The sequence below is a fragment of the Paenibacillus sp. 10L310 genome (genome assembly GCF_056395745.1).
On sequence record NZ_JBFTKC010000001.1, the window covers coordinates 823,810 to 836,902 of the forward strand.

At 45.1% G+C, this 13,093-nt stretch carries 13 protein-coding genes, 1 tRNA gene and 1 riboswitch; of the genes, 8 read left to right on the forward strand and 6 right to left on the reverse strand.

Annotation, left to right across the window (positions count from 1 at the left end):
- Nucleotides 1-50 precede the first annotated feature (50 nt).
- From AC1DE7_RS04050 to AC1DE7_RS04065, 4 genes are all read left to right on the forward strand, one after another.
- The gene (locus AC1DE7_RS04050; RefSeq protein ID WP_036609617.1) at nt 51-632 is read left to right on the forward strand and encodes a xanthine phosphoribosyltransferase; all 582 of its coding nucleotides are present in this window, start codon (nt 51-53) and stop codon (nt 630-632) included.
- A 97-nt stretch (nt 633-729) separates the two neighbouring features.
- Nucleotides 730-1,059 carry a hypothetical protein gene (locus AC1DE7_RS04055; protein ID WP_036609615.1) on the forward strand — a complete coding sequence of 110 codons (330 nt, stop codon included), beginning with the start codon at nt 730-732 and terminating at the stop codon, nt 1,057-1,059.
- Between the two features lie 119 nt (nt 1,060-1,178).
- The gene (locus tag AC1DE7_RS04060; RefSeq protein WP_036609613.1) at nt 1,179-1,397 is read left to right on the forward strand and encodes a hypothetical protein; all 219 of its coding nucleotides are present in this window, start codon (nt 1,179-1,181) and stop codon (nt 1,395-1,397) included.
- A 141-nt stretch (nt 1,398-1,538) separates the two neighbouring features.
- Nucleotides 1,539-1,868: a carboxymuconolactone decarboxylase family protein gene (locus AC1DE7_RS04065; RefSeq protein WP_017689352.1), complete on the forward strand. Its 330-nt coding sequence runs from the start codon at nt 1,539-1,541 to the stop codon at nt 1,866-1,868.
- 73 nt (nt 1,869-1,941) lie between these two features.
- On the opposite strand, the gene AC1DE7_RS04070 is transcribed toward AC1DE7_RS04065, so the two are convergent.
- A complete protein-coding gene (locus AC1DE7_RS04070; protein WP_036609611.1) occupies nt 1,942-2,406 on the reverse strand; it encodes a C40 family peptidase in 465 nt (154 codons plus the stop codon).
- A gap of 5 nt (nt 2,407-2,411) precedes the next feature.
- A riboswitch (cyclic di-AMP (ydaO/yuaA leader) is annotated at nt 2,412-2,543 on the reverse strand.
- Between the two features lie 419 nt (nt 2,544-2,962).
- Between AC1DE7_RS04070 and pelA the strand changes: the two genes are divergently transcribed.
- Together pelA and AC1DE7_RS04080 are read left to right on the forward strand one after the other, a co-directional pair.
- Complete coding sequence (pelA, locus tag AC1DE7_RS04075; RefSeq protein ID WP_036670167.1) at nt 2,963-3,925, forward strand: pectate lyase; 963 nt, start codon at nt 2,963-2,965, stop codon at nt 3,923-3,925.
- A 176-nt stretch (nt 3,926-4,101) separates the two neighbouring features.
- Nucleotides 4,102-4,185, forward strand: a tRNA-Leu gene (locus tag AC1DE7_RS04080).
- Nucleotides 4,186-4,330: 145 nt separating this feature from the next.
- Here AC1DE7_RS04080 and xynC read toward each other — a convergent pair.
- Nucleotides 4,331-6,025 (reverse strand): glucuronoarabinoxylan endo-1,4-beta-xylanase XynC, encoded by a 1,695-nt coding sequence (gene xynC, locus AC1DE7_RS04085; protein ID WP_405158992.1) that lies wholly within the window; start codon nt 6,023-6,025, stop codon nt 4,331-4,333.
- 406 nt (nt 6,026-6,431) lie between these two features.
- Between xynC and AC1DE7_RS04090 the strand changes: the two genes are divergently transcribed.
- The gene (locus tag AC1DE7_RS04090) at nt 6,432-7,271 is read left to right on the forward strand and encodes a divergent polysaccharide deacetylase family protein (RefSeq protein ID WP_405158993.1); all 840 of its coding nucleotides are present in this window, start codon (nt 6,432-6,434) and stop codon (nt 7,269-7,271) included.
- Here the strand turns inward: AC1DE7_RS04090 and AC1DE7_RS04095 are convergent.
- Entirely contained in the window at nt 7,246-7,992 is a 747-nt protein-coding gene (locus tag AC1DE7_RS04095; protein WP_405158994.1) for an N-acetylmuramoyl-L-alanine amidase family protein, read from the reverse strand. The two genes, AC1DE7_RS04090 and AC1DE7_RS04095, sit on opposite strands and share 26 nt — an antisense overlap.
- 195 nt (nt 7,993-8,187) lie before the next feature.
- On the opposite strand from AC1DE7_RS04095, the gene AC1DE7_RS04100 reads away from it, so the two are divergent.
- Complete coding sequence (locus tag AC1DE7_RS04100) at nt 8,188-8,406, forward strand: YqzE family protein (RefSeq protein ID WP_036609606.1); 219 nt, start codon at nt 8,188-8,190, stop codon at nt 8,404-8,406.
- Between the two features lie 120 nt (nt 8,407-8,526).
- On the opposite strand, the gene AC1DE7_RS04105 is transcribed toward AC1DE7_RS04100, so the two are convergent.
- From AC1DE7_RS04105 to AC1DE7_RS04115, 3 genes are all read right to left on the reverse strand, one after another.
- A complete protein-coding gene (locus AC1DE7_RS04105; RefSeq protein ID WP_477533774.1) occupies nt 8,527-9,477 on the reverse strand; it encodes a hypothetical protein in 951 nt (316 codons plus the stop codon).
- A gap of 212 nt (nt 9,478-9,689) precedes the next feature.
- Entirely contained in the window at nt 9,690-10,889 is a 1,200-nt protein-coding gene (locus tag AC1DE7_RS04110) for a YqhG family protein (protein ID WP_477533775.1), read from the reverse strand.
- 3 nt (nt 10,890-10,892) lie between these two features.
- Nucleotides 10,893-12,656, reverse strand: a complete 1,764-nt coding sequence (locus AC1DE7_RS04115) for a DEAD/DEAH box helicase (protein ID WP_051447131.1) — start codon at nt 12,654-12,656, stop codon at nt 10,893-10,895.
- Nucleotides 12,657-13,093: the final 437 nt, after the last annotated feature.

Genomic DNA, 13,093 nt, shown 5'->3' on the forward strand with positions numbered 1-13,093 from the left:
ATAGATATATGATACTTTTACCTCATAGGATAGGCTTGGGAGGTCAAATCATGGAATTATTGAAACAACGAATTTTACAAGAAGGTGTGGTTATCTCGGATCAAGTATTAAAGCTGGATGGTCTGTTGAACCACCAGATTGATCCTGCATTAACGATGGAGATGGGACGTGAGTTCGCTGCCCGTTTTCGTGAAAGTGGAGTAACTCGGGTAATCACGGTAGAATCCTCAGGGATTCCGGTTGCGTTTGCCGCAGCCTATGAACTGGGGGTGCCACTTGTATTCGCCCGTCGCAAAAAAACACTTCTGGCTGATCCTGATGCTTACTGTGAACGTGTACCGTCCTTTACCAAAGGAATTGTAACTGACATTATGGTATCCCGCGAGTTCATTCATGAGAATGACCGCATTTTGTTCATTGATGATATCATTGCCAATGGAGATGCCGCTCGTGGCGTCATCAAAATTATCGAGCGTTCTGGCGCGGAACTCGTCGGATTCGGCGTTGTGGTCGAGAAAAGTTTCCAGGCAGGGGCACGCACGATTCGTGAACAGGGTATTCCGGTGGAAGCCTTGGTACGCATTCGTTCCCTGAACGATGGAACAGTACAATTTGACGATAACGAAATGTGACATTTTAAAGGAATAGGGCCTATTTTTTGAACTATGCCTTTGCATGACCGCCGATTTCATTTATAATGGGGTTATGTTAGGGAGAGGAGGCAACACCATGGGGAACCAACCGGCAACAGAACAATTTTTTAATGATAAGCTGGCGGAATCGAAAGTTCATTTTGAACGTGCCCTGGATTGTAAACATACGGAATTCGATGACCTTTATCCCTATATGATTGAACATCCTCAATTTTTCTGGTACAAACGCTATGTTGCCTGGTCAGAATTACTGACGATTGTAGGCTTGTGCGAAGAGTTGTCCTTCTCTTGGAAAGAACAATTTACACCGCATCAAGTGGAGTACCTTGAAGAACGTGTGATGTCCGCCAAAGTGCTTGATTTTTGGTTCGAGAAGAACGACAGCAAAGAGCACGCGCAGCGGTAACTTTCAGTCGGGACATAATTTCGAATGACATGACAGTCCAATACAGTCACGTGAGACCTAAATGACTTTTCATTTAGGTCTCTTTTTGTAAATAAATTTGAAATATAGGAGCCATGAAGATGATTAGTGATACAGAATTGGACGCCCTGCGTCTGTCAGGTGAGAAAGTTAGAGTCGTACGGGACGAGCTGGAATCGAACGACGTGAAGGGGATTGTGGTTGCCTGGGATGGCGAGCAGGTACTTATCCGTCGTCAGAATCGACGTGTCGTTAAGCTGGACCGAGGTTACAGCTATCAGCTGTTCAGCGAGCCGCGCCAGAGTCCACTTAGTGAGTAACAGCTTATAATTATGGCAGGGCCATGAGCGTTAAATGTTTGGAATTACCATGATTTCTTGGCATAATTGGCTCACTCGGGAGAGAAGATAGGTACAGTGAGGAAGATCTGTAACTATAGCCGAGAGGGTGTGCTACAAGCCATGACATTGATGAATGATAAAGTTCATGCCTACAAGGATCAGATTGGAGCATTAAGCGATGTGCTGCCAGGTGTGGTGAAGTCGTATCATGAGTTTACCGGAGAATGTTTCCAACCTGGTGTGATTGATGCGAAGACAAAACAGCTAATTGCGCTTGGCATTGGATTATTCGCCAACAATGAGGTATGTACCTTCTACCATGTAGAAGAAGCCCGTGCTAAGGGCGCAACAGATCAGGAGATTATGGAGACCGTAGCCGTGGCTGGAGCTGTTGGTGGAGGACATGCCCTGTCTCAGGGTGCGATGCGAGTGCAGAAGGCGCTGCATTAGTAAGCAATGCAACATACATTTTTAAGTGCAAAAAAGGCATCCGGTTAATAACCGATGCCTTTTTGTATGTGAATCACATTTTACCTAACATTTTATCATACATAAACTGTCCAGTTACCCGACGTGCTGTTACATAACGATCATTGAAGTATGGATTCGATAACTTCGTGATGCTTACACCTTTACTGCTGGAGGCATGAGCGAATTGTCCGCCGCCGATATATACACCTGTATGTGAAATGCCTTTGCCTGTTGTATTAAAGAACACCAGATCACCTGTCCGAACATTGCTCTTGGATACGGGAGTACCTGCTTTGGCTTGCTGCTGCGAAGTACGTGGTAATTCAATGCTGTATTTGTTGAAAAGATATCTCATAAAACCAGAACAGTCGAAGCCGGCTACAGTTGTGCCACCCCATTTGTAAGGAATACCTGTCATGTTGTTCACTACGGAGTTGATACTGCTTGCCTCTGTGCTTGTTGCCCCGGATGTAAATAATACAGCTGCTCCAAAAATGGAGATAATCAGTTTTTTCAAAATCAATGTTCTCCCTTCGATGCCTACGGAGTTAGCTAAGGGTTCGGTAGAAGGTTCCCTATATTTCCTATGTATAAGAATAATTCACCCAAATTGGTTCCCCCGTTTTCAAACATGAAACTCGGCAATGAATAATTAAGTTTTTGTAACTATTTGAAACTATATTGCATAAATGCGTAATTGTCAAACCCATTTAAAACCCTTCGTAATACCTCAATGTTAGCGGAATTAAGGTTTTTATATGAAAGAAGGGATCAAGTTTGGGTATCATTCATGACAAAAACGTCATTATTGGTTCGTTTAAGACGAATTTGGATAAATAAATAGGTTTGTCATGAGTTAAAAGAACTATCCCGTTATGTAGAATTAGAGAGATTATATTCATTAAGTTGCATATATTGACAAAAATCGATTTTTTGCATATTATCTGATTATCCAATCCACATATTGGATTAAAATTGATTTTATTATGCGATAAATACAAATAAAGGAGGTTTAGAGACGCGTATCATAGGTAAAGTAGAAGTGGAAGATTTATAAAAACGAACATAGGAGAGTGTTACATTTGAAAGCGAAGAAAATAATTACTTTTGTCCTGGCATGTACGATGGTGTTCTCAGTAGTTGGAATGGCAGTTCTCCCTGTAGGGACGGTATCTGCTGCAGATGCGTCGGGTACTACAGCGAGTATTTCTGATATTTTGAAGAACCAGCTGCCGGATGGAGGTTGGAGAAAAGATTATAAACAGACAAGTGGAGAGTGGGCAAAGTCCACGATAGACAACAAGGCTACATACTCAGAAATTAGAAGATTGGCGAAGGAATTTAAAAAGACAAATGATCCGCGTTACTCCACAGCTGCAATCAAAGGAATTAACTTTTTGATCAACATGCAGTATTCAAACGGCGGATGGCCACAAGTTTACCAAAGCTCCGGATACCACAAGCACATCACTTACAATGATGATGCCATGATTAATGTAATGATCATGCTGGATGAAGTAGCAGCACGCAAAGGTGATTTCTCATTTATCGACAGCACACTTGCTAACCGCAGTAAAAATTCAGTTGCCAAAGGTGTGGAGGCGATTCTGAATACACAGGTCGTTTCAGGTGGTAAGCTGACAGCATGGGGACAACAACATGATTCCAGCTCTCTTAAACCAGCGAGCGCAAGAATCTACGAAGTGCCATCGCTGACAGCTGGAGAGAGTGTAACGATTGTTAAATTTCTGAAAACCAGACCTGCTAACGCTAAAATTACCGCATCCATTAAAGGAGCGGAGGCTTGGTTTAACAAAGTGAAAATTACGGGTTACAAGTATGAAAGAGCTAATGGAGATAGTAAAATTATCGCTGATTCCAAAGCTGCACCAATTTGGGCACGCTTCTATGAGATCGGAACGGATAAACCAATCTTTATTGGTCGTGACGGGGTAGTTAAATACAAATTAAGTGATATTGATAAAGAAAGAAGAGGCGGTTATGCATGGTATGGCAACTGGCCTTCCAAGCTGTAATTTGTAGTATGCTTCCGTTTTAATGAACCAAACTATTAACAGCAGTTAAAGGTAAAGCCCGAATCGACATGGACGTCTGATTCGGGCTTTATTGTTATTACTTTCAGTGTTGACATGATAGATTACGCATGATATATTATTTCTTGTCGCCGATATTGATGACGGAGATACAATATGCGGTCGTGGCGGAATTGGCAGACGCGCACGGTTCAGGTCCGTGTGGGCTAACCCCCGTGGAGGTTCGAGTCCTCTCGACCGCATCTAATAAAAAGACTCCTTAAGCTAACGCTTAAGGAGTCTTTTTTTGCATTTTTTGATATAACACTAACTTTAGTGATGAGTATTCAAGAGGTTAGTGCTTAGCTGCACGTACAGCAAATGTCTTCCATCAGCCATACGGAACGTTTATTGTGCTGCGGTAACATTAACGCTGTCAATATTCGGTCCTTCCGATCCGGTGGTAACTACTTTCAATGTATTGGTCCCCGTGTTCATGGGAACCTGTATTGTTTTTTCAACCCAAGTGGACCAGCTTCCCGTAGCCGGAAAGGGCTCGTTGCTAATGACTTTGGTTCCGTTCACAAAAATGTCGAGGTTCCGAGTGCCGCTTTCCAGCGCATAACGAAACTTTACGTTTTTGGTACCTGTTGTCGTGTTATTAATGCCGTTCCATTGAATGGCCGAACCAGTCATCGCATTGAAGTTAACATACCCGGACCCAGTGTAACCGGTGTAGATTGTTTCAATGGTAGCTTCCGTAAGTGACGTTCCGGTCTCGGCTTCATACGTAGTGCCACTGCCTGTATTCCCGCCGCTATTTCCGCCAGTAACGTTGGCAACAAACGTTGTTACGCTCTGAGGCGGGAGCTGTGCCGTGAAGGCTCCATTGGATACGTTAAGCGAGGTTCCGCTTGCCAGATTTCGACTGCTGTCCGTAATCCATGAGGACACAGTAGAGGCATTACCATTTTGCAGAACGAATTTTTGGCTTGTGGCTGAAGTTCCACGGTTAATTGCCACGACGACGACTTTGTTATCACCTTTATAGGCTGAGACAAATGTGTTTGTATCCGGATTTTTCGTTGCATCGACTCGCAGGTAGCCTGGACGCACGAATTTAGAGAAATGAGCCATATTATACCCGCGTTTGCTTATGGTACCGTCCTCTTTCATCGGACCATACTGTCTGCGGATGTACCACCACACGTAGGCCTGGAAATCACCTTCTACCATGGCATTGTGCATGTGATAGGAAACGTCTAATGCTTCAGGCCAGCGGTCTGCTGAGTTGTTGTCACTGTTTGGAACATACACTTCAGTCATCCACAGTTCTTTACCGGCTCCTTTTTGCTTAAAGAGAGGGTAGGCAAAATTTGAAATCTGGGTTCCATACGTATGTGCTCCCAGAATGTCCATGTTGGCAAGTGCCTGCGGATCATTCAGGATTGGGTCGGATATGTTCTTTAAGTACTGGAAGGATTCAGGCGCCATGACTTTGGTACCTTGGATGGACCCGGCATTTTCTTTCATGAATCGAAGGATCTCTTGTGGAGTCCACCAAGTCCAGTCATGAGCATAATCCGGTTCGTTTTGTACAGAAATGGCATACAGATCTACGCCGTTATTTTTCATGTAGGTTACAAAGTCGTTCAGATGTTGCGCATATGCGGTATATTTGTCGTATTTCAGACGTTTGGCATTTGTGTCCCCATTGCGGTTGAACGTTTCAACCATGCTGCTTGGAGGATTCCATGGGGATGCAAATACAATAGCACCCTTTTCGATAGCTCGTTTGGCTGTGGCAACTTCACGATACCAGTTATTGGAATCTGGATCAACGTAGATCCTTAGAATGGAGAAGCCTAATTGATTCTGGTCATTACCAAAAGCAGTTTCACGTTGAGCGGGAGTCAGATCACCAATCCAGGCAGGAAGGTTAATGCCCCCAAAGCCCTTGATCAGCTGTTTTTCCGAGGACAAATTAATGTTGGCATCGCTGGCTGCTGACACATTTGTCGGGGTTAACATCAAAGGCAGGGCTGTTAAACAGGCCAAAAGAACATTAATCGTCTTTTTTAGTTTGAATTTCACTACTTTCATCCTCCTCGATAATAGTAAGTTACATAGAGAAACCGCAACCAGGAATAACAAACAAGAATAGCGGATTGTCTGGCATTTATTTTATGTAAACCCTTTCAAAACCTCCTTCCATAAATCATAGGATAGAAATGAAGCATAGAACCTCTTTCATTTGTTGATTCTACTAAATAATTCCTAAACTGAAAACCTGACAAATTACAGTATTTTTTCTAATTAATCTCTATTTTCCAACTGTTCAATGACAGTTATTGTCTGAATGCTAAGGAGAAAACTGGAATGATGGAGATCTTCACTTGAGATAGAGGTCTTCAATGGCGGGGATATGATCATTAAGGAAGGCTTTGGCTTACATAATCCTCCCTTCATTATCAAACAATGAGATCACAGAAGTTACAGGGAGGGTATCATGATGAAGGTACAGAGAAAGAATTATCGATTCATTGCAGGTATCATGGCATTATTGATTGTGTTTTACGCAGGCATATCGGCAGGAGGGCCTACAGCGGCAGCTTCAGAGTCCACATCGAATCACAAACGGTTAGCGATTATCATCGATGATGTTGGTAATGACATGAAGGGTACGGCAGAGATCCTGGCGATGCCAGTTAAACTAACGGTAGCGGTCATGCCTTTTTTGCCAACAACGAAGAAAGATGCGATGGCTGCACATGAAAAGGGAATGGATGTGATTGTGCACATGCCCATGGAACCCAAGAAAGGACGACCTGAATGGCTGGGCCCGGGTGCAATCACATCCAATCTAACAGATGAAGAAGTACGGGAACGTGTGGAGAAAGCGATTGATGATGTGCCACACGCCATTGGCATGAACAATCATATGGGTTCCAAAATTACTTCGGACAAACGCATCATGTCCATTGTGCTCGATGTATGCAAGGAGCGGGGCCTCTTCTTTGTAGACAGCCGTACGAACTTTCGCTCTGTGGTGGGGGAACTGGCCGTATCCAAAAATATGCCACCTGTAGGTAATGACATTTTCCTGGATGATCAAAACTCCAAGCAACACATTCGCAAGCAACTGGATCTGGCTGCTCAGCGTGCGATCGATAAGGATATCTGTGTTGTCATTGGTCATGTCGGCCATTCGGGGATGAACACATCCGCAGTAATTCGTGAATCTGTCTCCCGTCTGCAAAATCAGGTTCAATTTGTAGGGATCGGTGATCTGGTTCGAGATGTGTGGCAATGGCATTCTGCTCCTACACTACCGACAGATAATAAATAATGCCATTGGCAATGGACTGGGCGATTCGTTTTTGCTCAGTGGGGTCACTCATTCTGGTTCGATCTGCCGCATTGCTCAAAAATCCGGTTTCGACGATGACGGCAGGTTGCTTCACGTAATTCAATATATAAAAGGGCTTGCCCCATACGACCCCGTGCTCCGTTTCGTATAACTCGTTCATGGCGTCCTGAATGGATTGGGCCAGCAAATAACTCCTGCCTTCTTTCTGGTGCAGTACCACCGGGCCGTGTGCTGTCGATCGGGGACTCCAGTTCGCATGAATGCTGACCACGATATCTGTACTTACTTCTTCGCTAAGGCTTTTACGTTGGGCAAGATCTCTGGTATGACGGGAGCGGCTGTTCAGCCAGCGGTTCTCATCACTAAGTGCATAATCACCAAGTCGATTGATGATAACGGCATAACCTTTGCTGCGAAGCAGGAGATAGACCTTTTGGCTAATGGCCAGGTTGATATCTTTTTCCAGCACACCTTGGGCTGACGTACCACCGTCAATACCCCCATGGCCTACGTCGAGCAGGATAACGGGTGCTGCAAAGGCATGATGACTTGAGCGATAAGCATCTCCATCGGTCACTGGCAGCATGGATGGACTGTTCTGGGACGGGGCTGCTTTTCCATGCGCGACATGGTGGGGCAGGATGGGAAGACAATGGAAGCTAATGAGCAAGGCCACCGAAGCGGTCAGTAGCTTATACATGGGAATACACACTCCTTCATGAAATAGGTACCGGATGCAGATTAAAGACTGTATGGATACCTTTGGCATTAGACTGTGCATTTTGAGGGTTTTCATACTCCTTTCAATAAAAAAATGTTTAACCATTGCACATCCTGCACACAATAGAACTATCGTAAGCTCCGTGAAAGTGCAGGAGCGAAGGAGGCAGAGGTTATGGCCAAAAGTGATGAGTTGGTAAAATACATTACGCAACGTGTAGTACATTATATCGATACGCCGAAGGATGAGCGGAAAGGTCGCACCAAAAGGAAAGAGCCGTGGGCGATGAAGTGGTTTGGTATGATCCCTTTCGCTGTATCCCTGTGGGTGGGGAAAAAGGAAAAAGAATTCGATACACAGTCTCATAAACGAAGTTCTTCGGGAAAAGGGTGACTATCCCTTACCTATTTCACTAATGGTAAACCAAAAGACGCAATCCCTTAATAAAATGGGAAGGCGTCTTATTTGTTGTTTTACAGTTTATCTGAATGTATCTTGAGAATTTGCTGATGATTAAGGATATACGATGTAAAAAAGGCCATCTTGCTGCAATGTGCTTAAAGGGACAAAGCGTTGAACGGATGATTTTCCACCTAGCGCTACATATAGAATGGACTCTGCTACCTGATCTGTATGCCACAGCTGATAACCGCTAACAGGTAGAGGACCGCCGTATACAACGTTACGATCACCCGCTGAGAAAACAATCTCTTGATTCTCCCCGTGTTGTATCACATCTTGTGCCCGGTCGGCAGCAACAGGTTTGGAGGTAAGCCACAACAGATTGTCAGCCGGATTGAAGACGGGTCGGAGATGAAGTGGGTCGACTGATAAAGATGGCGTTGTGGATAAATCAGTTATGCTGACAGAGGTCTGTTTGGAATCAGCCTCCAGCAGGTTCAGAAACTCTGACGGTAGTACATCTCCGTTGGTAGCATCAATATAAAGTGCAGGATGATTAGGTTGCTCCACTTTCCAATAAGCCAGCAGGGGAAGAGCATAACCAAGATGAAGCTCTCCTCCTCCAGCAAGTAATGCCTCAAGGTTCACATGTTGTCGATCTAAGGTTTGTCCAAGAAGTTCATTGTTGTATGGTGACTGTTCTCCATGACCATATTCACTAAGCATCAACTGACCCTGCTCTGTGGCCGTAATAATCATATATCCGATCGGTTTGCCTTCAAACTCAGCTTGTACGAGCCAGCTATGTAAACCCGGCCCCAGAGGGTAGAAGTCCAGGTCGGCGTTCTTCCAATGCACTTCGCCGTTAGCTGTACCAAGTGTAACAGCTTGTTGCTCTGCAAACTGTTGCACAGCAACGGGAGCTAGCTTTTCATTCTGAATGGCATGATGTTTGGGACTATACTCAATTGATGATGCGGGGGATAGCGAAGACGTTTTTAGTTCCTCTGCATTGGCTATCGACCAAAAAGAGAATAGGGCAAGACAACTGAGCAAGCCCAAGGTTATACAGGTTATTTTCCGAGGGTTGTTCCAACACGTATGAAAGAATCGTTTCAAATTTACACCTACTTTTCATTTATCCGTTACCTGAGCGGGGGTTCTAATTTCATTCTAGGGGACAGGCTATGCAAAGGTTGCTGCAACCTGTCGGGCAGCTGATCATAAATAAACACTACTTTTGCCAGCATTTGCAGGAAAAGTAGTGTCTTCGTCTATCTTAAGTGAAACATGCCGCTGCTAATGGCAGTCACTTTCACTTTGGGTTCATATTGCCAGATCATTTCGGTCCGGCGTGTCTCATACTGCAGTTTCATAGCTTCGCGATCGATTACCGCCTGTTTTGCTTTCTCTTCTTCGGCATCTGTCTCGGAGTCGATCGGTACTGCGGCCTCTGCCGCCAGTTCTACATCTGCTCCAATGGGTTCAGCGTTAGTTATAGCCACAACTTTTTTCAGTGGTCCAGGTGGCGTGCGGTCAGAATGAACATTCTCATTCTCTGTGTCTGAGGTTATGTTACCTGGTGATTCTACCTCAGGCATATCTTCCCGGAGTACCGCCTCATAGTAGGTGTCCAACACGTCCAGCTCCAGATCAAGCCGCTCTTGGGCTTTCTCTGCCCAGCTATAATCGAGTTCCAGCAAGCGGTTCGTCAAATGAGATTCCAAAGCAGCTCCGGCATCAAATAACGAAACTTTAGCTGTCTGTACATGCATGTTCTCCGCAAGCCTCGGACTAAGATCACGTCGGTTCAGCTTGGTGCCGAATTTTTCTATAATTTCACCCGAGCGAAGGGAAATGCCGAGAAAATGCAATTCCTCCCGTTTCAAATCACAGGCGAATTCCACCTTGAAACAGACACCAAGCCAAGGCTCATATACGGCTGGCGCTGTAGCCCGCAATTGCCGTTTGGCAGCCTGTTCGAACAGGTTCACGAAGGCACCGCCTTCACGGGCAGCGCCGAAAATCTGCTGCAGTCTGCGACTGCCATACACCACTTCTTCACGCAATATGCGTCCTGGCCCCAGCTGTGGCAACGATGGCGTAATACCGAAGTAACGGCCTAAAATAGTTTCTTTTGGTGGCTCGCCTTGAGGACTGCCGTTGGTTACGCCATTCGTTCCATCAGGGTTAGGAACAGCAGGAGGTGATGCTTGCGCAGCTGTGGCTTCTGCTGCTTCAATGGCCTGCTGATAACTGTCAGGATCAAATATAAATGTAAAGGACATCGTCTCAGCGGGTGCTCCGGTTCGTTCCACGAACCCCCAATAATAGGGGCGATTGGTCAACGCTTTGTCCGCCTCAGGCGAGAGTTTGACTGTAACATGGGCAGGGGAACGCTCCATAATCTGACAATCCAGTGCTTCCAGATAGGTGAGAACATAAGCCTGCACTTCATGGGGAGACATGGTCATGAGTTAGCTACCTCCTTTACGAAGATCTAACAACCCGGATACGGCAGGCCCTTCATCTGAAACCTCACGTTGAATAGAGTTCAACGATTGTCCAAGTGAATCCATTTTTCGGCGAATATCTTCATCAGTTTGTGATTCCAGCATGATTTTGTACAAACTTTTCTCAATAGACTCCTTCTTCTCTAACCGTTCCAGAATGACATCCAGCCCGCCGATCACCATCTCAAACATATTGATCTTCTCATGCAGCAGATTCAAAATATGTTCCTCAATGGTTCCCGTCGTGGATAAATTGAAGATGTTCACGTCATTTTGCTGTCCCAGCCGGTGTACCCGACCGATCCGCTGCTCAACCCGCATAGGGTTCCAAGGCAGATCAAAGTTGATCATATGATGGCAAAATTGCAGATTAATGCCTTCACCACCCGCTTCGGTTGCAATCATGGCTTGCACACGCCCGCGGAAGAGATCCATCATCCAGTCTTTTTTGCCTCGATTCATGCCACCCCGATAGGGTACAGCCGTAAGCCCATTGTTGCGGAAATAGTTTAGCAGATACTCCTGTGTGGCCCGGTATTCAGTGAAGATAATTACTTTTTCATTCATGTTCCGAACCAGTTCCATCGTTTTCTCCGCTTTGGTATTCTCCTTGATCGCTTTAATATGGGCAACGAGTTCCCAAATCTTGTCCCGAAGGGGAGAGTCCAGCGGAAGTTTCTTCGACAGATTAACCAGCGTCACGAATACAGCATCCCGACTGCTGCACACTTCACGCTGCAATGTAACAAGGGAGAGCATGCTGCTCAGGTTGCCGCCAGCTTCCTGGTACTGGTCTTTAACAAAGGAAGTCACGCCATCATAAAGCGCTTGTTCTTCGGGCGATAGTTGCAGATTCACGTTGGAGACATTCCGTTTGGTAAATTGAACAGGGCCTTCGCCGCGGCGGTTACGAATCATGACTTTGGATAACTCGTTCTTAAGCTGTTCCTGATTTTTCGGAACTCGTTTGTCTACAACAAAGTTGGCCGCAAAGTCACCCTGACGACCCAGTTGACCGGGCTTCAGCAGGTTGATCAGATTGAACAATTCACTCATATCGTTCTGCACAGGTGTAGCTGTAAGCAGCAGACAATACTTTTTGCGCAATTTCAGCATGAATTGATAGTTGGTTGTTTTCTTGTTTTTGAGCTTATGAGCCTCGTCAATAATAATCATGTCGTAATCAGTATTCAGCAGCATATCTTTATGCGGGTCACGTTTGGCTGTATCCATGGAAGCAACAACCACTTCATTCTGCCAGGAATAGGCCTTTTTCTGGGCAATAGCAGGGATGCCAAATTTTGAATTCAACTCCCGTACCCATTGCAGTACAAGAGAGGCAGGCACGAGAATGAGTACCTTGGATACGAGACCTCGAACCATATATTCTTTCAGAATGAGACCGGCTTCAATGGTTTTGCCAAGACCCACCTCATCGGCGAGAATGGCCCGGCCTGACATTTCAAATAATACTCTGCGTGCAGTGTCCATCTGGTGAGGGAGTGGGGTAAGGCCTTGTAGATGCTTGAGACATTGAATCTCATCAAAATTGGGAATAAGGTTGGTCTCTTCGGCTTGAATGCCGAGTTGAAAGAGTCGGTAATCCCCCCAAGGCCCCCCTTTATCCAGTCGTGATTCCAATTGATTAATCCAGGTCCGATCAAATTCCAACGGAACGGGCAGCTCGGCTACAGGTTGATTCATGTGGTGCGGGTTTTTCCGGTTCATGGTGTTTCCTCCCCTGCCATACGTGATGACGTTTTATTCGTAGGTAATAGTATGGACGAATGAGAGTCAGTTCATAACTATGTGGGTTCAAATAAGGAATATTTACACTTGTCACTCCGATGACAGAATAACCTTCCAATCGCTGTTATCCCCAGATTTTTTTTGATTCCCTTGTCCAAAGGGGGAAAACCCGGGGATAGCGTATGCTTTCGATGCAGCTTTCTTTCAGAAAGCTTTTAGGCCAACGCTTCGCTTCTTCAGGTTATTTCTGTCCTCTCCGTTCTTGTGTAAAAAGTTTAGTTGAACCAATGTGAACTACAGTTTATTTACAAGAAGCTTGTCCGTGTATAGGGAGTCTATAAAATAAGGTCTGTGATAAAAGTCGCATGGAAAATCAATATATGGTGTAATATACTGTTTTTATATCACTATATGTG

Bases quoted from the DNA above. Each gene is read 5' to 3' on its own strand.
- AC1DE7_RS04050 (WP_036609617.1), top strand. From the start codon at position 51: ATGGAATTATTGAAACAACGAATTTTACAAGAAGGTGTGGTTATCTCG.
- AC1DE7_RS04055 (WP_036609615.1), top strand. From the start codon at position 730: ATGGGGAACCAACCGGCAACAGAACAATTTTTTAATGATAAGCTGGCG.
- AC1DE7_RS04060 (WP_036609613.1), top strand. From the start codon at position 1,179: ATGATTAGTGATACAGAATTGGACGCCCTGCGTCTGTCAGGTGAGAAA.
- AC1DE7_RS04065 (WP_017689352.1), top strand. From the start codon at position 1,539: ATGACATTGATGAATGATAAAGTTCATGCCTACAAGGATCAGATTGGA.
- xynC (WP_405158992.1), bottom strand. From the start codon at position 6,025: ATGAAAGTAGTGAAATTCAAACTAAAAAAGACGATTAATGTTCTTTTG.
- AC1DE7_RS04090 (WP_405158993.1), top strand. From the start codon at position 6,432: ATGATGAAGGTACAGAGAAAGAATTATCGATTCATTGCAGGTATCATG.
- AC1DE7_RS04095 (WP_405158994.1), bottom strand. From the start codon at position 7,992: ATGTATAAGCTACTGACCGCTTCGGTGGCCTTGCTCATTAGCTTCCAT.
- AC1DE7_RS04100 (WP_036609606.1), top strand. From the start codon at position 8,188: ATGGCCAAAAGTGATGAGTTGGTAAAATACATTACGCAACGTGTAGTA.
- AC1DE7_RS04110 (WP_477533775.1), bottom strand. From the start codon at position 10,889: ATGACCATGTCTCCCCATGAAGTGCAGGCTTATGTTCTCACCTATCTG.
- AC1DE7_RS04115 (WP_051447131.1), bottom strand. From the start codon at position 12,656: ATGAACCGGAAAAACCCGCACCACATGAATCAACCTGTAGCCGAGCTG.